Below are 21,060 nucleotides of genomic sequence, written 5' to 3' on the forward strand. Positions count from 1 at the left end.
AAAACCAGTCTTACTTTCAATGTTGAAAGTAAGACTGGTTTTTTTTTAACTGAAAAATTGAAGGAGGTTATTCTTCGATTTTAATTCTAATACCTTTCGAGTGGCTGCTAAATTCTGGGGCATACATACTCTGTATAGTGGTTATGCCATTTGAAAATTCACCTATATTATTTACGCGAACATCATATTCTAATACGTAAGTTCCTTTTTTAATACTATCAAAGAAAAAATGCGTTGCAGCATCGCGAGTACTCATATAATAGCCAAGACCATCTTTATAGATATATTTAGAAATTACATCTACGGGTTCTAAAGCAGAGGCTCGCATGCCTTTTAAATGAACGTATTCCATATCTTCTGCGGAGGAAACGATGAGCCTCACTGTAATCAAATCCCCAATTTTCAGAGGGTTTATCGCAGTTATTTGTTGTAGTTGCTGCCCTGAGTCAGTATTCTTTTTTAGGTAGAGTTCTTTTGAAATTTTCAAAGGTTGATTGGCGTTAGTTTTAATTTTGTCTAAATCTTCAAAATACTGCCAATAAAAACCTCCGAAACCGGGTACTTCAGATTTATTGTTGACTGTTAAAGTCGCCATTTCTTGCGTCATTTCTGAGCCTTTAAAATCTATTTTGAAATAACCTGTTTCAATTTCTTTTTCAGCTTCGATTAACTTTTTTGGTAATGCTTTTGAATCGCCCAATTCAAATTTAGTTTTGTCTTTTATAGTTGTCCAATCGCTACCGAAAGTCAAAAGGGCATCAATAGCTTCGGTATTAGATTTTGTGGTCGCCCAGTGTTTTACTTGTTTGTTTTTCAAGAGCCAAACTTTCATTGCCTCTATAGACTTTTTATCATTGGCTACTTCGGCGAAAGCTTTTATTAGTAACGCTTGGGTTTCAATTGGAGATTTGTACCAATACCAACTCTGTTTATTTTCAATCCAATACATTCCCCAATCTTCATTATTTGCGGCTGTTTCTTTAAAGTTATTTATTATTTTTTTAGCGGTATTTGAATCTTCAAAACGTTGAAAAATGAGAGCAGCCATTCCTTTTTCGTATAAAGAAGCGTTTAGCCAATTCTCTTTAAGAAGTTTTAAGTCTTCATTAATTTTAAGTTTTAAAGTATCTGAAAGTGGAAGCGTTTTTAAATAAAAACTACGGGTGTATAAGTAATGAATTTCAGAATACTTAGGAATAGTACTAGTTTGCAATTTTTCACGATTGAATTTTTGGTTCTCTTCAAACTTTTTATCCAAATAGGCAATTCCACGTTTTGTCATAAAACTAAAATTTGAAGGAAGGCTATCAGTTCTTTCCATAAGCTTTCCTAAGCCTGCAAGAATGTGTCTTGTAATAAATTCGTTTTCTCCACCGCCTTGAAACCAAGGAAAAGCACCGCTAGACATTTGTTGACTGCTTAACTTTTCAAAGGCAGTTTGTTCGGCGTTTTTCATTTTTTCTAAATCGAACAATAGCGCTGTACGAGCCAGTTTTTCAGTTTTGGTTTGTGCATCGTTAAACCAAGGCGTTTCAGCAAGAATAATAGATTTTAGCGCTTCATTTTTCTCAAGTTTAGAAGCAATACCTTCCTTACTTAAATTTTCAAAATACTCAGCAATTTTTGGATTGCTATTTATAATGTCTGTCGCTATCGAATTTGCGTAATAGCGTGCAAACGTTTGCTCAGAACACTCGTGCTCGTATTCCATCAAATAGGGGAGTGCTTGCAGGGCCAACCACGTTGGGTTTGAAGTATATTCCAGAGTAAGTTGATGATTTTTTAAAGTAGTGGAAGTATTATTTTTCCAGTTTTCAAAAGTGTATTCGCGCTTTGTATTTCCTTTCACCCAAAGCGGAATACTTTCGGTTACTAATATGTTATTGGTTAAAACGGGAATTATATTTTCTTCACCATCAGAAAAATCTCCTGCCTTGGCGATAACTTTATATTGAACGCCTTGAAGGCCTTCGGGAATATGAATTTTCCAAGTTACAGTAGTGTTTCCTTTAGCGGAAATCTGAAAGTTTTGAAAGTTAGTTTCGTTACCCATTTCAGTATCTATTGGCTCCATGGTAATAGGGTCAAACAACTGTAAAATTGCTGTGCCCGATTTGTTTTCAGTAGTGAGATTCGAAATGCGAGCTGTTATTTTTATAGTATCCTTTTCTCTAAAAAAGCGTGGCATGTTTGGCGCTATCATCAACTCTTTTTGAGTGATCACCAAATTTTCTAAATACCCTGAAAGTGCTGTTTTATTGTGTGCAAATAGCCGCAGTTTCCACTGAGTTAGAGATTCTGGACTGGTAAAATTGAAGCTTATTTGTCCATTTTTATCGGTTTTAAGGTGTGGATAGAAGAAGGCCGTTTCGTTGAAATTTTTACGCGTTGGCACTTTTTTTAATTCGTCTAAGGCCGTTTTGGTTGTAATTATTAGTACACCATTTGCACCTCGCGATCCGTATAAGGCCGTTGCACCTTCTCTTTTTAAAACATTTATATTGGCAATATCGTCAGAGTTTAGATTTGCAAGAGTGATGATATTATTTTTATCAATACTGTTGCCAGAAATTTTATCTCCGAAATTTACGGGAACACCATCAATTATAATAAGCATGTTATTTTGTTCACTTGATAGCGACCCTGCGCCCCTTATACGAACAAACGAACCTTGGCCAGGCTTTCCATTGGCAAAAGTCACTTGCACTCCTGGAATGCTGTCCAGAAGTAACTCATCAACACTAACAACTGAATAGCTCAGGCTTTGCGTCTCTTTACGTACACTATACCCCATAACCACAACTTCATCTAACACAGCACCAGCCTCCAAAGACACATTATATTCACCAGAACTCACAATAAAACTGTTAGAATCAAAACCTACATAATTAATATCCAACACTTCCCCGGGAGCTACTTCTAGGGAATAGTAACCGTCAAAATCTGTTTGCGTGCCGCGGCTTGTGCCACGTACAATTACGTTGGCTCCAGGTAAAGGCAAGCCGGTATCATCTGTTACTATGCCGTAAACCATATCTGCGCCCGCTGGTATTTTTGAAATTATCTTTTTCTTGTTTGTATAGTTTGTTATTCCTTTTGGATTAGTAAAATTGAAGCCAAACCAAAATATATCTACGTTACTATCAGTAAAGTGAAACAATGGCAAGGGATCATTTAGGGCACTGAGATTAGCGTATTCCAAACCTTCGCTAAGATTGTGAGTGGTGGAATAATTGTAATTGCCATAATAATTCCTAATTTTCAAACCGTCCCAATTTATGATTTTAAACTGGTCTAACGAACTGTCGTACATAGATGCGAGTACTTCTGCCTCTATAGCCTTATTTTTATTGGTGATTGTAAAGCTCCAGTTTTGCTCGCTTCCCGGCTCAATTTTATTTCTGAAACTGTTTATTGTTATATCAATTTCCCCAATTTCTTCTTTTTCAACTGTGAATGTTTCCGCAAAAAATTGATTTTCGAAATAGGTTTCAAAATTTATATTCACATCTGCTGAGCTTTTAATATTAATTGGGACTTTTATTTTTGAAATACCATTTTTTAGCCGAACCGCTTTTATCATTTTTGAAATTCCTGCTGGTATAGAAACATTTATGTAGAGTGTTTTAATTTCAGAACGTATTTCAACCTCCACAAAGCCGTCTTTAAACGGATGCGCATTTATTTGTTTTAGAGTGAACAGTTTGTTGGATTGATTTGTGTTTTCGTGTAAAAGGGTGAAATTAGATGAAGTTTCAATATCATTGTTGTGAGCATCTTTAGCAGAAAAGACCAGCTTATAATTTCCAATCTCGTTCGTTTTTAGAAAATCGAGTGATAATTCTTTATCAAATTCTGTGTTTACTTCTTTCGAAAAAATCAGCGTTCCCAAAGCATCATTTTTTTCAGCAGCGCTGGTTTTTTCATACGGAAAAAGTTGTTCAAATTCTTCTTTAGTAAAGCCCGGAATCTCAGGCTCACTAAACACTCGGGGTTTGAATTTTGTCTCTAAAGGTGTTTTGTAATAAATTTTTAGAACGCCTTTGGTTGCTAAAAAACTACCGTTGAGGTTGGTGCTGTTTAGTTGTACGGTATTTTCGTTTTTGGTGTTTATGATTGATGGAAGTGTAACTTCCAAATCGAGCGCGTGATACCCCACTTTTATTGTAGTTTCAGTGTTTTGTGTTTCTCCGCGACTATCGGTTACAGTTGCATCAATTGTATAATGAAAAACTGGAAGGTCTTCTTTTTTAAAACCTAAATAGGGTAGGGCTGTAAAATCTATTTTAAAATTTCCTTCGGAATCTGTGGTAGTTTCGCCTTGGGTAATGGTTAAACTTTCTTCGGAATAATAACCGTGTCGATAGTTGGGGTACGAATTTCGCTCCACGCTATACGTTACTTTGGAATCGTTAAGATTTACACCAGCAAATGAAATCGCTTTCCCAGAAACGCTAACGGTGTCGTTAACCCCAAAGGTTTCAGTAACTGGATTGAACTCTATTTTGAAAGTAGGACGTTTGTAGTCCTCGACACTGAATTCAGTTTCGGAATAATCAAAATCTACATAATCCCAAAAAAGATGTTCCTCTTCCTCTTCATCGTAGTACAGTTCATCATTTTCTAAATCATCGGGTTCATCCGCTTCAATGCTGTATTCGCCAGTAACACCGTTTTTTGGAATAATAAAATCGAAAGTGAAGGATCCAAATGCATTGGTTTTGTATTCGCGTTCGAGAATTGTGTCGTAATTGGCATCATTTACTTCTACATAAACCGTAAGATTTGGAACTACGCTTTTCACCCCGTTTTTACTTTGGAGGGCAATGGCTTTTACATAGGCTTTTTGCCCCGGCCTATAGATGGCGCGATCCATATAAAACTTCACATCTCCCGTGAGTTCGTCATCTTCATCATCACTATATTCATTATAGTAGCCTTTGTAGAAATCTACGTTTAAGGAATCAATCTCTTTTGAAATTTTTAGAATAGCATAGCCGTTGTTATTTCTTTTAGATTTCATTCTAAGTATTGATGCGCTACCGCTTTCATCGGTCTTTACAAAAGTGCTGTCAAGTTGAATAGTAGCGTTTTCAATGGGTTTTCCAGATTTTCTATTTACTACTTGAAAATAGTCGGTATTCCCACTATCAGAATGCAGTATGGACATATCTGTGACGTTTAAAAATGTAAAATTATGAGGTTTCTTTTCAGAAAAACGCTTTTCGTCTACGGCAAACAGAATTAAATATTTTCCTTTTTTCAATTTTGGCATTAACACCTCTGTACTGTAGCTAAAAAGGTCGTTTTTGCTTGGAAGTTTATAAGCAGCCGTTTTTTCGAATTTGGCATTTTTAAGTAAATTATTAATAACGCTGTCTCTGTCGAAGGCATTATTTGGGAATTGAAAATGGGTGGGTACCTTAAATAATTTTAGAATTAAACTATCAGCATTTTTAAAGTTAACAAACGCTCTTGTGTTCTCACCTTCATAAACGTATTTCTGCAATTGAATATTTACAGATTTTGCGAGCATACTTTGTTTTTTTACAAAGGCTATTTTATAATTATTAGAGCGGGAAGTTACGCTTAAAATACTGTCCAGTATTTTCATCGCTTTTTCGTTATAATCTGGATGATTATTTTTAGAAGCCATTTTTGCATATAAATTAGCCCGTTGCAGTTGTACCTTTTGAAAAAGAATTGTGTCTTTAATTTTAGTCTGTAAACTATTTAGAACTTTTAAATAGTCAGTTTCGTTTTTATAAATATAGGTTTCGAAAAAAAGCATTCTTTCAAAATCCAACTGGTCATTCTCTGGATTTTGACGTTCTAATTCTTGATACAGCAAACTCGCACTTTTAAGATTGCCGTCGGCTAAGGAATCAAAACTTATGGATAGAAATTCATTGCTGCTGCCAAAAATTTTATTTTCAATTTCTTTGAAATATGAACTAGTATCGTCCCACCGATTCAAGTGGCTTGCATAAATATCAATGTATTTTTTAAGAAGAAATTCGTAGAGACTATTGTTTTCTAAATTGTCTAGCTTTTCAAAATCCAGAATAAGTTCGTAATCCTTTAGTGCTTTATTTTTTAAGCGTGAATTATTAGCAACACTTTTATTGATATACGTATCTATTTCGCGTTTAAAATCTGAAATAGTCCAAGTAAGAAAGTTATTTTTAAAAACGGTTTCTGTTTCCGTTCTTCTATTTAAATTATACTTGTTTTGTTGCCAATAACTATTTAAACAAGAAATATAGAGGTATTCCAAAACACTTTTGTTTGGTTCAGAAAGGGTATTAATATCTTCTTGAAGATTATTTATTATTTTAGTTTGGGCATTCTCTTCCAGTACTAACAAGTACTTAGATCTAAAGAAAAATGTTTTAATAACTTCAAGGTCGTTATTTTTTCGTATCGCCTTTTCATAGATTTTATTTACTTCTTTCAAAGCAGATTTTATGCTACCTGTTTCTTCAAGTTGAATTACTTTCTTCCAGTTTTTTTCAAAATTCTGTCCGAATACAGGAAAGGCAAATAGCAGGAAAAATGCGAGGATTATATTTTTCATTGGAATTTATTTTGGTTGTCTGCCGAAGATACTGTTTTCCTAAAAAATCGAAGCTGGCAAATTAGGCAACTAACAAATTTTGGCCGTGAAGAGTGGTTTTCAATTAGTTTGTGAGATTTTTTTATTGGCAAAAAGCATTGTTGGAGAGGGAATTCCGATTGTGTTAGAAATGGGACCACGAATTCACAAATACTTTTTTGGAGAATGGAGGTGGTTGGATACTTCGGCTCTTTAATTTTTCAAAATTTGAAGAAACGAGCTTGAATCTTGCAATAGCTCAGTAAACCCAAAAAACCGTCCACAAAAAATTGCGAACGGTTTTTTATAAATTATAAATCTATTTCTTACTTCTTCTCAATCCATTCCCTAGCATTAACCAAAGCTTGCACCCAAGGCGAAACCTCGTCGTTCATTCTGTCCTTTGGATAGGTTGCCCAGTTCCAAGGGAAAGTAGAACGCTCCAAATGCGGCATCATCACCAAATGGCGACCTGTTTTATCGGTCATCATTGCAGTGTTGAAATCGCTGCCGTTCGGGTTTGCTGGCAAGGCATCGTAACCGTATTTTGCAACAATGTTATAATGGTTTTCGGGATTTGGGAAACTGAATTTTCCTTCTCCGTGTGCTGCCCATATTCCTAAGGTGCTTCCGGCCAATGATGATAACATAACCGAGTTATTTTCCTGAATTTTAACCGAAGTAAATCCACATTCAAATTTACCAGTATCATTATGAAGCATTTTTGGTTTTTGCTCATCTTCCGGGTTCAACAATCCAAGTTCCACAAAAAGCTGGCAGCCGTTACAAACACCCAAGGAAAGGGTATCGTCTTTTGCAAAGAAATTTTTCAATGCTGCGTTTGCTTTTTCGTTGTATAAAAACGCACCGGCCCAACCTTTCGCACTTCCCAAAACATCACTATTACTAAAACCACCAACGGCGACCAGCAATTTAATGTCTTCCAAAGTTTCGCGACCTTCAATAAGATCGGTCATATGCACATCTTTTACATCAAAACCTGCAAGGTGCATCATATAAGCCATTTCGCGCTCGCTGTTACTTCCTTTTTCCCGAATAACTGCTGCTTTTGGACGCGACGAACCGTTCTCGACTGTACTTCGACTGCGCTCAGCAGAACCGCTGGAACTGACAGGAAGTTTTCCAGTGAAATTCTTCGGGAATTTAAACTTTAACGGCTGATTTTTATAATTATCAAAACGCTCTTTTGCAAGCGTGGCGCCACTTTGGTTTCTATCTAATAAATACGAAGTTTTATACCATGTATCGCGCATTTCGACAATATTAAAACTAAGTTTTTCTGAATTATTTTTTATTTGAAGTGTTTCTTCTTTTGAAACAGTTCCTATTTTTTGAAATTTGATTTCTTTTGAAGTAAATAGTTTCTCAACCGAAGCATCGTCTGAAGTTTGAATTACAACGCCAGCATTTTCAGCAAATAATAATTTCACCAAATCACTTTCACCCAAACCTGAAAGATCCAAATTCGCTCCTAAATCTACATCGGCAAAACACATTTCAAGTAAAGTAGTAATCAATCCACCTGAAGCTATATCGTGCCCAGCTAGTATTTTATCGTCTTTAATTAATTCTTGTAAAGTGTTAAAAACCGTTTTTACGTAAGCTGAACTTTTTACATCGGGAGTTTCATTTCCTACAGCATTTAAAATCTGTCCGAAAGAAGAACCGCCTAGTTTAAACGCATCTTGCGAAATATTAATATAATAAATACTGCCACCGTTTTTCTGCAGCACGGGCTCAACAACTTTCTTAATATCATTACAGTTTCCAGCTGCAGAAATAATCACGGTTCCGGGAGAAATAACTTCACCATCTTTGTATTTCTGCTTCATTGAAAGCGAATCTTTTCCCGTAGGAACGTTGATTCCCAAATCGATTGAAAAGTCTGAAACGGCTTTAACGGCAGAATAAAGTCTGGCATCTTCGCCTTCGTTATTACAAGGCCACATCCAGTTAGCTGAAAGCGAAACGCTTTTTAATCCATCTTTTAGCGGTGCCCAAACTATGTTTGTCAATGACTCAGTAATGGCATTTCGAGATCCCGCAGCCGGATCTATTAGGGCTGTAAGCGGGGAATGTCCAATTGAGGTAGCAATTCCTTCTTTCCCGTGAAAATCTAACGCCATGACCCCACAATTGTTTAAAGGCAACTGTAATGGCCCAGCTGTCTGTTGCTTTGCAACGCGCCCCGTAACACAGCGGTCAACTTTGTTTGTAAGCCAGTCTTTACAAGCTACAGCCTCTAATTGAAGCACTTGTGTAACGTAATCTTTTATTTTTGAAATCTCATAATCTGGATTTTTATAATTCCTAATTATGGTTTTGTCTTTCATTATTGTTTTTGGCGAGCTGCCGAACATATCTTCCAAAGCGAAATCCATTGGTTTTTCACCATTTTTGTTTTCAAAACAGAATCGCTGGTCGCCCGTAACATGGCCCACTTCATACATTGGGGAACGTTCGCGGTCAGCAACTTTTTTAAGTTGCTTAATGTGCTTATCCTCAATGATTAACCCCATTCGTTCTTGGCTTTCGTTGCCCATAATTTCTTTTGCCGAAAGGGTAGGGTCACCAATTGGAAGTTTATCCAATTCAATTCGGCCACCGGTATCTTCAACCAATTCGCTTAAGCAATTTAGATGTCCACCAGCGCCGTGATCGTGAATAGAAACAATTGGGTTTTCATCACTTTCAACCATTGCGCGAATGGCGTTTGCGGCTCTTTTTTGCATTTCGGGATTACTACGCTGAATTGCATTTAGTTCAATTCCGCTGTGGAATTCACCGGTATCTGCCGATGAAACTGCGGCACCACCCATTCCAATTCGGTAGTTATCGCCACCTAATACAACAATTTTATCTCCTTCTTTTGGAGTATCTTTTATAGCTTGACTCGCTTTGCCGTAGCCAATTCCGCCGGCAAGCATTATTACTTTGTCATAACCCAGTTTCCGCGAAGACCCTTCGACTGCGCTCAGGGTGACATCCTCCTTTTCTTCGTGTTCAAAGGTTAAAACTGAACCAGCAATTAATGGCTGCCCAAATTTGTTTCCAAAATCTGAAGCGCCATTACTCGCTTTAATCAAAATATCGAGCGGAGTTTGGTATAGCCACGGACGTTCTTTCATTCCTTGTTCCCACGGTTGGAGGGTCATTTCGGCTCCGCTCAATGACTGGCCGCTGAGCGGAGCCGAAGTTTGGTCGCTGAGCGGAGTCGAAGCGCCCAATCGTGAATAGGATGTCATATAAACCGCTGTTCCAGCCAATGGCAACGAACCTTTTCCACCAGCTAAACGATCGCGAATTTCACCACCGCTTCCAGTTGCTGCACCATTGAATGGCTCTACAGTTGTTGGGAAGTTGTGGGTTTCAGCTTTAAGTGAAATTACACTTTCAAAATCTTTTTCTTCGTACCAATCTGGTTTGTCGCCACTTTTTGGCGCCCATTGTTTTACATTCGGACCTTTTACAAAAGCCACGTTGTCTTTATAAGCCGAAACAATATCGTTCGGGTTTTCTGCGGAAGTTTTTTTAATTAATTTGAATAGGGAAGTGGGCATTTCTTTGCCGTCAATTTCAAAAACACCGTTAAAAATCTTGTGTCGGCAGTGTTCGCTATTTACTTGGCTAAAGCCGAAAACTTCACTGTCTGTTAGTTTTCTTCCCAGCTTTTGAGATAAATTTTCTAAATATTCAACCTCTTCATCGTTTAGGGCCAACCCTTCTTTTTGGTTGTATTCTGAAATATTGTCGATTTCTAAAATACCTTCTGGCTTCACATTTATATCAAAAATATCTTGATTTAACTCTAGATATTTTTGTGAAATCATAGGATCAAAAGTTTCTTTTTCAACATTGCTATTGTGAAACTCTTCAATTCTAATAATGTCGGGAATGCCCATGTTTTGTGTTATTTCCACCGCATTAGTACTCCAAGGGGTAATCATTGCCGCACGCGGACCAATAAAAAAATCCGTCGCGTGTAAAGACAGGACGGATTGCGATATTTTAGGTTGGCCGCCAAAGAGCCACTCTAACTTTTTAGTATTTTCTTCTGAAATTTCTCCGTGGGTTTGGACTGCGAAAACCGTGGTTTCAACGTTCCCAAAAAAGTGAATCATTCTTTTGAATATTAGGTGATTTTTGAAGTTGCAAAAGTAAACAATTTTGAAAGAATTTAATCATAAAATATACAAGTGGAATCAATAAAAAAATATAGATAACTCGCTGTATTTCTGTGAAATACCAGATATTTTAAATAAAACAAAATGCCAAAGTAATAAGCGTTAATAAAAAAGAGCGGGGATTAGCCCGCACTTTTTGATATAGAATATGAAATAGTTTTATTATTTTTTCTGTAAAAGTGAGATATAAAATCCGTCGAAACCACTTTTGCTCGGCATTATTTTTTCTTCAGAAAAAAGTGTGAAATCTTTCCCTTCGTCTCGTTTAAGGAAATCTTTCACCTGCATTTCGTTTTCCGAAGGAAGAATAGAGCAAGTGGCATAAACTAACTGTCCGCCGGGTTTTACCATTCGCGAATAGCTATCGAGCAATTCTTTTTGGGTGGCGCGAATTTTATCCATAAACTCAGGTTGTAATTTCCATTTGGCGTCTGGATTTCTTCTTAAAACACCCAAGCCCGAACAAGGAGCATCGATCAAAACCTTATCGGCTTTTTCAATTAATTTCTTAATCACTTTTGTTGAATCAATAACACGAGTTTCAATGTTGAAAATTTCGTTTCTGCGTGCGCGACGTTTCAACTCATTCAACTTATTTTCGTAAATATCCATTGCAATTAGCTGGCCTTTGTTTTCCATCATTGTTGCAATGTGCAGGCTCTTTCCGCCGGCACCAGCACAGGCATCAATAATGCGCTCACCGGGTTGCGGGTTTAAAATTTCAGCAACTTTTTGCGAAGAAGCATCTTGCACTTCAAAAAGACCATTTTTAAAGGCTTCGGTGGTAAAAACGTTAGTGCGTTCTTTAAGCTTTAAAGCGTGTGGGTAGCCTTTTAGAATTTCGGTTTCAATGTCTAAATCGGCCAATTCATTTTTTAAATTCTCAACGGTGGTTTTTAAGGTATTTACACGTAAAACCACATCGGCTTGTTTGTTTAGCGCGGTAATTTCGGCATCCCACTTTTTGCCTAATTCTTTTGCACCCAATTCGTCCAACCAATCTGGAATAGACTCGCGCATTTTTCTAATTTTAGAAAGTTCGTCAAACCTTCCTTTTATACGGCGGGTTGGGGTGTCTTCAAATTGTTTCCAATCTGGAATAGTAATTCCGTTTAGCGTTGCCCAAACTGTAAATAACCTAAAAAGGTTGGGACGGTCAAACGGCTCTCGTACTTCGGCAATTTCTGAATATAAACGTTTCCATCGTACAATATCGTAAGTGGTTTCGGCAATAAAGCCTCTATCGCGGGCGCCCCAGCGTTTATCGCGTTTTAATGTGTTTTTAAGCACTTTATCTGCCTGCTTGTTTTCGTTGAAAATCAAGTGAAGGGAGTCTATGGTGGCGAATACCAAATTTCTGTGTAGTTTCATTGTCTGCATTTTGCGGTTGCAAAGGTATCTTTTTAAAATTAGAATTTTGAAAATGAAATGTGAAAGAAAACAAAACTGAAATTGAAAAATGAAGAAAGAGAAAAGACTTAAAAGAAATAGGACTCAGGACAATTCAAAGCTGTAAATTAAAGAGCGGAATTTAGATGAGCGATTGAATTCTTCTAAGTGCAACAGGTTGAAATATGTTTGTACTGAGCGCAGCTGAAGAATATTTAGGTTACTGTTCGGAGAAGACGAAATCGAAATCGAAACTGAAATCGAAAATCACTCATTCACAAAACTGTTTGACGAAAGCACGATTTCTAATTAACAAATCACGAATTGACAAATCAACGAATCCCGAATTAAACTTCCAAAATTTAAAGTAATTGTTACTTTTGGCAAAAAAACTGATCTATGCGTTTTATACTTGTTTTTATTGCTGCTCTCGTCTTTGTTTCGTGCAATAAGAAAGCTGAAATTGAATTCAATTCGGTTGAAATAACACCTGTTTTTATTGATAGCTTAAGCATTCGTGCCATTCAACCTTTGGACGAAAATAGGGTTTGGTTTGCGGCCGATAAGGGCAAAGTTGGGTTGATTGATGGCGATACGCCAAAACTTGCAATTATAAAATACGGCGATTCGTTGCTTCATTTTAGGTCTATTGCGGCAACCAAAGAAGCTGTTTTTGTGTTGAGTATTTCAAATCCGGCCGTGTTGTATAAAATAGGTTTTAACGGCACCGAAGCCACCAATATTGAAGAAGTTTATACCGAAAAAGGCGATAATGTTTTTTACGACTCCATGAAATTTTGGAACGAGCAGGAAGGTATTGCTATTGGCGATCCGGTAGAGAATTGTATGTCGGTTATAATAACGCGCGATGGCGGTAATACGTGGGAAAAATTGTCCTGCGAAAATCTTCCAAAAGTTGAAAAAGGTGAAGCCGCATTTGCGGCAAGTAACAGCAATATTGCAATTTATGGCGACAATGCTTGGGTAGCCACAGGCGGTAAAAAATCGCGAGTAATGCGCACTGCCGATAAAGGGAAAACTTGGGAAGTTTTTAATACACCAATTGTGCAGGGGCAAGCGATGACCGGGATTTATAGCATTGATTTTTTAGATGAAAACAACGGTATTATTTTCGGTGGCAATTGGGAAGACAAAGCTTTTAACGAGGGAAATAAAGCCGTTACCAAAAACGGCGGAAAAACTTGGAAGCTGATTGCAAATGGCAAGGAACCGGGCTATCGTTCTTCGGTAAAATATATTCCCGGCACAGAAGGGCAGGGGATTGTGGCAATTGGTTCGCCGGGAATTTCATTTAGTGGCGACGGCGGAAAAAACTGGAAACAACTTTCAAAAGAAGGTTTTTTCGCAATTGAATTTGTGAACGATAGTACAGCCTTTGCTTCGGGAAACAACCGCATTTCAAAATTAATTTTCAAAAGATAATTTTGCCTTTTATTTTTTAAAAATTTAGCTACATTAGCATTTTTTTAAAAACACCCCAATATTTAGACCTAACCTATGAGATTCTTCAAAATTACTCTGCTTTTACTTGCCATTATTTCTTTAACGAGTTGTGCTTCTGGCTACAAATCAATTCAGCCTAGAGCTATTAATTATATTTCTACAAATGTGGATAAAGGGGTAAAGTTGGAATATAAATACGATCTGTTGTATAAAAAATACGAAAAGAAAGAAAAGAAAAAAGGCGTAAAATTGGTCGCTGTAAAAATCACAAACACTACTGATAATGACGTAATGTTTGGGAGAGATGTGAAATTAATTTATGAAAATGAATCTGAAGTACCCGTCATGGAAAACGATAGGGTTTTTAAAACCTTAAAACAAAGTCCTGCTTCATACCTGCTGTATTTACTGCTTTCTCCGTTAAATTTAACCGTTACAAAAACGAATGCTACTGGAATTCAAAAGAAATCTACATCTCCTATTGGCTTAATTTTAGGTCCCGGCTTAGCGGGTGGAAATATGATTGCAGCCAGTTCTGCCAATAAAAATTTTAAAACAGACTTGATGATTTACAATATATATGGCACAGTGATAAAAGCTGGCGAAACCAAGTATGGTTTAATTGGTATAAAATCTGAGTCGTACGATGCCTTAAAGCTGAAGGTGGAATAGCTAAGGTGTTATTGTTTTTATTTGTGAATTTGGGGTAACGAATTATTTTAAGACAGAATTTTTCATATTGAAAGCTAAACTGATATAAGTATTGCTGTTAAACTGAAATTCGTCTATAATTTTCCAACCTAGCTTTTTGGTGTGTGCTTTTTCAGAAATCACATTTATTTTATTGATGAAGGTAATGGAGATTGGGTATTTTTTGACAAATTCAATTCGCATTTCTTCAAAAATTTGGTTTAATAAACCTTTTCCTCTGTACTTTTTATCAATACAAACGGGACCGTATTGAAAACTGTTTTCGGCAGTAATTTCAATGTTATTAAAAGATAATTGTGGAAAACGCGATACCATAAAATTGAATATTTCCCATTGTTCAAAATACTTCCAACTTCCTGCAAAAGCATAGGCAACAATGTGATTATTTTCGTTTTCAGCTATAAAAATTCCATTCTGTTTACTAATTTCTTCTAATTGAAGCAGTGTGAAAGGCGTCGTAACAAAACCGCTTTTTCGTTCTATTTCGCTTAAGTTGCGATACAAATATTTTTCTTGAAGCGATAAAACTCCGGTAAAGTCGTTGTAATTTGCTATTCTTGTTTTTATCATCTGTTTGCTAATTAAAAAACTTGTGCTGTTCTCTCGAAAAATAACGTACTTTATTTATGTCGAAATTAGCCAATAAATTAATATGAAGGAATCTAAAATTTTTATGTCAACGTATTTTATTTCCTTAAATAGCTGTATTTTTTTAAAATTTTAAAAACGGAAAATTAGTATTATGAAAAATCAACAAGACAACCAATGGATTACCATCTTTGCTGTAATGGCGGTGGTTTTAATCGCTATTCATTATTTGTTAGAATTGAAAGTTTTTAATCCTTGGGATGATTATATTCCGTTTTTGAAAAAATTAAGTTTAAGCTTATTTTTAATAGCTTTAATTTTTCTGATTAGTAAAATCATTTCAAAAATTGTAAACAATAAAACCTATCTGGAAGGCGACAGGTACAACTTATTGCGAATTATTCGGTTTCTGGCAATTGTATTTAGCCTCACGGTAGTAGTTTCATTTTTGTTTGAGAGTTTTTATGCTTCAATAGTAAGTTTTGGACTGTTTTCGTTGGTGGTGGGTTTTGCATTGCAAGCGCCCATTACTTCTTTTATTGCTTGGGTTTATTTAATATTTCGACGTTCGTATTTGGTTGGCGATCGCATTCAAATAAAAGGATTCCGTGGCGATGTTGTAGAAATAAGTTATTTAGACACCTCAATTTTGGAGTGTAGCGGCGATTATTTGGTAAACGATAGACGCAGTGGTAGAATAATTCGTTTTCCCAATAGTTTAATTTTAAGAGAAGAAGTAATTAATTATTCTGGTTCCGAAGTGCCTTTTATATGGAATGAAACCCCGTTACAGGTGGCATTTAGCAGCGATTTGCAATTTGTGGAGGCTTGTTTATTAAATGCTGCGCGCAACGATTTTAAAGAACGTTACCCACAGTTAGATTCTCAAAAGAATGAAAAATGGGAGCCTGCGGTTTATTTTAGGGTTAACAGCTACGCGTGGATGGAAGCCGTAATTTCATATCCCGTAGAGCCAGAAGATACTACAGGCCGTAGAAATAGAATTTTAAAATATGCGTTACCATTATTAAACGAAGCACCCGATAAAGTTCAATTTCCCGAAGGAACGCTGCGGTAAATTTTTATTCGAATTTTAGCAGAAAAGTAGGCAGGGATGTTTCCTCAATTCATTCTTTTTAAATACTGTATTCAAAGAAATTTTTAAGCTTCTTTTAAAGCTAAATCTTCCCTGTTTTTATTATTTGGTAGTGTTAGCTGCAGCAAGATTGCAAGTGCCATAACAATTGCACAACCCACTAAATTAAGCCACAGATAAGGCATTAAATCTATATACCAGAAATAAATAATGATAATTTGGGTAATTAATGCTGCAATAAAAACGGCTTTGCTTCGCACGTATTTTATAAAAAACGCGAGTAGAAATATTCCTAAAACGTTCCCGTAAAAAATAGAACCAATAATGTTTACAAGCTGAATAAGATTGTCGAATAAATTTGCCGTACAAGCCACGCCAATTGCAATAACGCCCCATAAAAGCGTGAAACCTCGCGAGGCTGCTACGTAGTGTTTTTCGCGTTTACCGGGGACGTTTCTTTTATACAAATCTATGGTGGTTGTGCTTCCCAAAGCATTTAATTCTGAAGCTGTGGAAGACATTGCCGCACTTAAAATTACGGCTAAAAGCAATCCAATCAAACCGCGGGGTAGATTTTCTAATATAAAATGAATAAAAACGTAATCTTTATCGTTGGTTTCCGCATTCGGATTTGCCTTTTTTATCATTGAAACAGTCTGATCGCGCAGCTGTTGTTCGTTTTCGTTCAAGCTTTTAATTTCTTTTGCAATGCCTTGTTTTTCAAGGTCGGATTGCGCTTGGGCATAACTAAGTTGGGCCGAAGCAAGTTTTTCGTCCAGCGCATCCTTTTTCACCTCTAAAGCTTTGTATTCGCCAGCGTATTCAGAATTTTTAACATCATTTACCGCCGAAGGGTTAAAGTGAAGCGGAGAGCTATTGAATTGATAAAAAACGAATACCATTATTCCCACCAATAATATAAAGAATTGCATCGGTACTTTTAGCAAACCATTCATTATTAAACCCATTTGGCTTTGCTTTACGCTTCTTCCCGAAAGGTAGCGTTGCACTTGGCTTTGATCTGTCCCGAAGTAGGAGAGCGCTAAGAATGTTCCGCCAATTATTCCGCTCCAAAAGGTATAACGGTTGTCAAAATCAAAGGAGAAATCGAGGATGTCCATTTTTCCGTTTGCACCTGCAATTTCAAGGGCTTTGGTGAAGGAAATATCGAGCGGCAAATAATTTAAAATTAAGAGAAAAGCGATAAACATTCCGAAAAATATTACCGCCATTTGTTGCTTTTGGGTAACGCTTACGGCCTTTGTGCCGCCGCTTACTGTGTATATTATTACAAGTACACCTATGATGATATTCAAATAAATTAAATTCCATCCAAGCACTGCCGAAAGAATAATGGAAGGTGCAAAAATGGTGATTCCGCAAGCGAGACCGCGCTGGATTAAAAACAAAATAGCCGTTAAGGTTCGTGTTTTTTTATCGAATCTACTTTCTAAATATTCGTAGGCTGTGTAAACGTTGAGTTTGTGATAAATAGGAATAAAAACCAAACAGATTATTACCATTGCAATTGGCAAACCAAAGTAGAATTGAACAAAGCCCATTCCGTCGTGAAACGCCTGTCCAGGGGTAGAGAGAAAGGTAATTGCGCTGGCTTGCGTTGCCATTACGCTCAACCCGATAGTCCACCAATGCGCCGTGCTTCCACCTTTAAGATAATCGCCTACGTCTTTTTGTTGACGTGATTTCCAAGTGCCGTAAAGCACGATAAATAAAAGTGTCCCGATTAAAACAATCCAGTCAATCTGCTGCATTTAAACGAAGTTTTGCATTAATAAATAAAACAAATAAATATAAACGGCATTCATTAGCAGCACTATTGTGTAGCTCCATTTCCAAGTAAATTTTTGTTTTTCTTCAGTCACGATTTTTTGAATTATTTTCCAATTGAAAGTATATTCGCAAACAATCTGTAAGCTCCGGGAACGCCTGCGGGGAGTTCGCGGAAAAAGCTCAATCCTGTATAAATATAGTATCCTTTTCCGTATTTGGCCACTAAAAGAGAACCTTTTGTTTGGACTTCGCCTTTGTCGTGCATTCCTAAAATTGGAGTGAATTCTTTTGCCCATGCGTCCGGAAAGTATAATCCGCGCTCTTGCACCCAACCTTCAAAGTCTTTTTGCGTAATTTTGTTTGGTGAATTTAACAACGGATTTTCCGGTGCCAGAATTTCTACTTCTGAAAATTCATCGGTAACGCGATCTCGCGAAAGTTTTAATTTATAAGGTGCAATATTTTCGGAAACCAAACCGCGACTCGTATTGTATTGTACAATCATGGTACCGCCATTTTCAACGTATTTATTCAATATTGGTTGTACAAAGGCGAGTTCCGCAACGGTGTTGTAAGCTCTTATTCCAACAACAATTGCATCAAAACCCTGAAGATTTTCCACTGAAATATTTGAAGGATCAATGGTTGTTACCGAGTACCCAATTTGCTTTAAACTTTCAGGAATTGCATCGCCGGCGCCGTTTATGTAGCCTATATTTTCACCCTTTTTCTGGATGTTTATTTTAGCAACTTTCGCTTCGGAGGGCAACAGAACGCTTTGATACGGAATATGTTCGTAATTGATGGTTACCAGTTCTTTATCAAATGTTTTTCCGTCAGCGTTTACAATTGTTTTTAAATAACCTTCGCTTTGGCCTTTTGGCGGTGTTACGGTAAAACTGAAGGATTTAGACTCTCCGTTTCTGTTAAGTTGAAATGCTTGCTGTGCAGGTTCTACTTTCCAGCCTTCGGGATGTTGTAAACTCACATTGCCAGAAATTTTGTCCTTTCCGGCGCGTACAATTACCGATACATTTTCGGCACTATCGTTTGCAAAAATTAGTACTTTTTCGGGCAATGAAGTCGTAACTTCGGGTAAAATTTCCAGCGGGCGATACACTTCGCCTTTTACGGGATCGTTGAATTTATAAATTATATTTTTTGTGAAAGGAATTGTTACATTTCCAAATTTTAGTTCAATAACCAGTTTCTCTAAAACCGGAGTTTCGGGCAAGCCGATTAATTCGTCCGGCGCAACGTACATGCCCACCGAACCTTTGTCATTTAACCAATAGGGCGAAGAAAAAGACGGATTGTGTTTTCCGGAATTAACAGTTATTTCAATGTTTTTCTTTTCATTAAAAAGAAGTTTTTCCGAAGCATTCCAAAGAATTTCGTCGTCAGTATTTTTTACGGATTGCAACGAAACGTCACTTTCCCCGCGATTGATGGCTTCAAGATTTACTTTGAAATTTTCGTTCGGGTTTATTGAATTTACTTCGGAAGCAGCTTCAATAAAGATGCCTCCGCAATCTAAAATAAGTTCTTTTAACTGTTTGAGCTTTATATTTCGCCAATGACTATCTTTTAATTTTGAAATTAACGGATATGCTTTTAGCAGCTGTGGCAACATTTCCGAAGGATTTTTAAAGTTGAAATTTGCTTCCAACGGATTCAAAACTGCACCAATTTCAGTTCCGCCTTCAAGTCTTGACCAGTTTGTGTTAATTCCTTCATAAAGATTGTTATCTGCAGGTTTGCTGCCTTTCAACAACTCTAAATACTCCGTTTCAGTTCCGCGTGAACCCGTGCTGCCAAAACCTTGCGATTTGTGCATACTGCGACTTAAGGAAGCAATTTCACCATTTGATAATCCCAGGGCAGGGAAATAGTTGCCTGTTTCCACCGAAACCATTTTCGATTTATCGGCATTGTCAAACTTTTCCTGACTACCGTAAAACCACCACGAAGTATTAAAAAACAGTCGTTGCGGTTTCCAAACGCCATATTTTTCGGCAGATTTGGGGAATTTTGAAGCATCGTTCACAGCATCAAAAGCCTCTAAACTAAGCATAGCCGAAGCCGTGTGATGCCCGTGTGTACTACCCGGGCTGCGATGGTCAAAACGGTTTACAATAATGTCTGGCTTAAATTTTCTAATGGTCATTACCACATCGCTGAGAACATCTTCTTTGGTCCAAAACTCAAAGGTTTCGTCGGGGTTTTTACTGTAACCAAAATCATTCGCGCGGGTAAAAAACTGTTGTCCGCCGTCGGTTTTACGAGCGGCGAGCAATTCTTGAGTGCGAATTACACCCAAAAGTTCGCGCAATTCTGGACCAATTAAGTTTTGTCCGCCGTCGCCGCGTGTAATAGACAAGTAAGCGGTGTTTGCGTGTACATCATTAACTAAATAGGAGATAAGCCGCGTGTTTTCGTCGTCGGGGTGCGCGGCAATATACAGTGCAGAACCCAAAAAATTGAGTTTTTGAAGGTTGTGATAAATTTCGGAAGCCGTAGGTTTTTTTGGGGTTTGGGCAGTTGCGGCTATTGTGATAAATAAAAATAGAAGACGGAAGAAAAACGATTTGTGCATAAAAGTAGCGTGCTGATTTATTCGAAACTTTTCAAAGATACTTATTTGTAAAAATTAATCGTGGGGCAGTACTTCCTTATTTTTATCGTGCTCGTGTTGTTGTTCATAAAATTCTTCGGGTTTTATAATACTCACACCTTTTTGGAGCATCATACTATTGGGGTAGGTAATTATTTCATTATTGGCGGTGTGAAGTATAATATGAAAGGTTTTTATATCTTCAATTAAACCTTCCAACGGCGCTTCTTTATCGTGAATTTTTATGTAATCGCCAATTCTATAGGGGAAGGTGAAAAACATAATTACCCCACTCGTTATGTTGCTAAGTATAGACCATTGTGCAAAAAAGGCGATACCGATTACCGCAAAAACAGACGACATAACAAGCCCCAGATTTTCAAAATCGACTCCCCAAATAATAATTAACCCCAAAACAATTAAAATGAAAACTGCAAAATCTACGTGTTTCATGATAAGTCCTGTGCGGTGTTCCAGCCTTTCTATTCGTTTGGCAAAGTTTCGCACTGTTCTTTTTAGTATTAATCGCAACAACATCAATACTGCTATCAGGACGATAGATTCAATAAGTTCTGGGTAAAATTCTCTTAAATTTATCATTTCAATT

General features: G+C 37.0%; 10 protein-coding genes. 3 read left to right on the forward strand and 7 right to left on the reverse strand.

Going from position 1 to position 21,060, the window contains the following annotated elements:
• Positions 1–67 precede the first annotated feature (67 nt).
• The 3 genes from K8089_RS07795 to K8089_RS07805 form a co-directional block, all read right to left on the reverse strand.
• Entirely contained in the window at positions 68–6,577 is a 6,510-nt protein-coding gene (locus K8089_RS07795; RefSeq protein ID WP_237602713.1) for an alpha-2-macroglobulin family protein, read from the reverse strand.
• A gap of 344 nt (positions 6,578–6,921) precedes the next feature.
• On the reverse strand, positions 6,922–10,737 hold the full coding sequence (gene purL / locus K8089_RS07800; protein WP_237602714.1) for a phosphoribosylformylglycinamidine synthase: 3,816 nt from the start codon (positions 10,735–10,737) through the stop codon (positions 6,922–6,924).
• Between the two features lie 225 nt (positions 10,738–10,962).
• Entirely contained in the window at positions 10,963–12,171 is a 1,209-nt protein-coding gene (locus K8089_RS07805) for an RsmB/NOP family class I SAM-dependent RNA methyltransferase (protein ID WP_237602715.1), read from the reverse strand.
• Positions 12,172–12,588: 417 nt separating this feature from the next.
• Between K8089_RS07805 and K8089_RS07810 the strand changes: the two genes are divergently transcribed.
• Positions 12,589–13,632, forward strand: a complete 1,044-nt coding sequence (locus tag K8089_RS07810; protein ID WP_237602716.1) for a WD40/YVTN/BNR-like repeat-containing protein — start codon at positions 12,589–12,591, stop codon at positions 13,630–13,632.
• Positions 13,633–13,707: 75 nt separating this feature from the next.
• Positions 13,708–14,325, forward strand: a complete 618-nt coding sequence (locus K8089_RS07815; RefSeq protein WP_237602717.1) for a hypothetical protein — start codon at positions 13,708–13,710, stop codon at positions 14,323–14,325.
• A gap of 42 nt (positions 14,326–14,367) precedes the next feature.
• Here the strand turns inward: K8089_RS07815 and K8089_RS07820 are convergent, their stop codons facing one another.
• Positions 14,368–14,934: a GNAT family acetyltransferase gene (locus K8089_RS07820; protein WP_237602718.1), complete on the reverse strand. Its 567-nt coding sequence runs from the start codon at positions 14,932–14,934 to the stop codon at positions 14,368–14,370.
• A gap of 172 nt (positions 14,935–15,106) precedes the next feature.
• On the opposite strand from K8089_RS07820, the gene K8089_RS07825 reads away from it, so the two are divergent.
• Positions 15,107–16,030 carry a mechanosensitive ion channel domain-containing protein gene (locus K8089_RS07825; RefSeq protein WP_237602719.1) on the forward strand — a complete coding sequence of 308 codons (924 nt, stop codon included), beginning with the start codon at positions 15,107–15,109 and terminating at the stop codon, positions 16,028–16,030.
• 83 nt (positions 16,031–16,113) lie between these two features.
• On the opposite strand, the gene K8089_RS07830 is transcribed toward K8089_RS07825, so the two are convergent.
• The 3 genes from K8089_RS07830 to K8089_RS07840 all read right to left on the reverse strand — a co-directional run bounded on the left by K8089_RS07830 (position 16,114) and on the right by K8089_RS07840 (position 21,053).
• Positions 16,114–17,820: a sodium:solute symporter gene (locus K8089_RS07830; RefSeq protein WP_237602720.1), complete on the reverse strand. Its 1,707-nt coding sequence runs from the start codon at positions 17,818–17,820 to the stop codon at positions 16,114–16,116.
• Positions 17,821–17,942: 122 nt separating this feature from the next.
• Complete coding sequence (locus tag K8089_RS07835) at positions 17,943–20,435, reverse strand: PIG-L family deacetylase (RefSeq protein ID WP_237602721.1); 2,493 nt, start codon at positions 20,433–20,435, stop codon at positions 17,943–17,945.
• Between the two features lie 54 nt (positions 20,436–20,489).
• Positions 20,490–21,053: a mechanosensitive ion channel domain-containing protein gene (locus K8089_RS07840; RefSeq protein WP_237602722.1), complete on the reverse strand. Its 564-nt coding sequence runs from the start codon at positions 21,051–21,053 to the stop codon at positions 20,490–20,492.
• Between the last annotated feature and the right edge of the window lie 7 nt (positions 21,054–21,060).

Source organism: Aequorivita vitellina (genome assembly GCF_022008365.1).
Taxonomy (GTDB): Bacteria; Bacteroidota; Bacteroidia; order Flavobacteriales; family Flavobacteriaceae; genus Aequorivita; species Aequorivita vitellina.

What these genes read in the sequence shown, in the direction of transcription:
- K8089_RS07795 (WP_237602713.1), bottom strand. Translation starts at nt 6,577, where the DNA reads ATGAAAAATATAATCCTCGCATTTTTCCTGCTATTTGCCTTTCCTGTA.
- purL (WP_237602714.1), bottom strand. Translation starts at nt 10,737, where the DNA reads ATGATTCACTTTTTTGGGAACGTTGAAACCACGGTTTTCGCAGTCCAA.
- K8089_RS07805 (WP_237602715.1), bottom strand. Translation starts at nt 12,171, where the DNA reads ATGAAACTACACAGAAATTTGGTATTCGCCACCATAGACTCCCTTCAC.
- K8089_RS07810 (WP_237602716.1), top strand. Translation starts at nt 12,589, where the DNA reads ATGCGTTTTATACTTGTTTTTATTGCTGCTCTCGTCTTTGTTTCGTGC.
- K8089_RS07815 (WP_237602717.1), top strand. Translation starts at nt 13,708, where the DNA reads ATGAGATTCTTCAAAATTACTCTGCTTTTACTTGCCATTATTTCTTTA.
- K8089_RS07820 (WP_237602718.1), bottom strand. Translation starts at nt 14,934, where the DNA reads ATGATAAAAACAAGAATAGCAAATTACAACGACTTTACCGGAGTTTTA.
- K8089_RS07825 (WP_237602719.1), top strand. Translation starts at nt 15,107, where the DNA reads ATGAAAAATCAACAAGACAACCAATGGATTACCATCTTTGCTGTAATG.
- K8089_RS07830 (WP_237602720.1), bottom strand. Translation starts at nt 17,820, where the DNA reads ATGCAGCAGATTGACTGGATTGTTTTAATCGGGACACTTTTATTTATC.
- K8089_RS07835 (WP_237602721.1), bottom strand. Translation starts at nt 20,435, where the DNA reads ATGCACAAATCGTTTTTCTTCCGTCTTCTATTTTTATTTATCACAATA.
- K8089_RS07840 (WP_237602722.1), bottom strand. Translation starts at nt 21,053, where the DNA reads ATGATAAATTTAAGAGAATTTTACCCAGAACTTATTGAATCTATCGTC.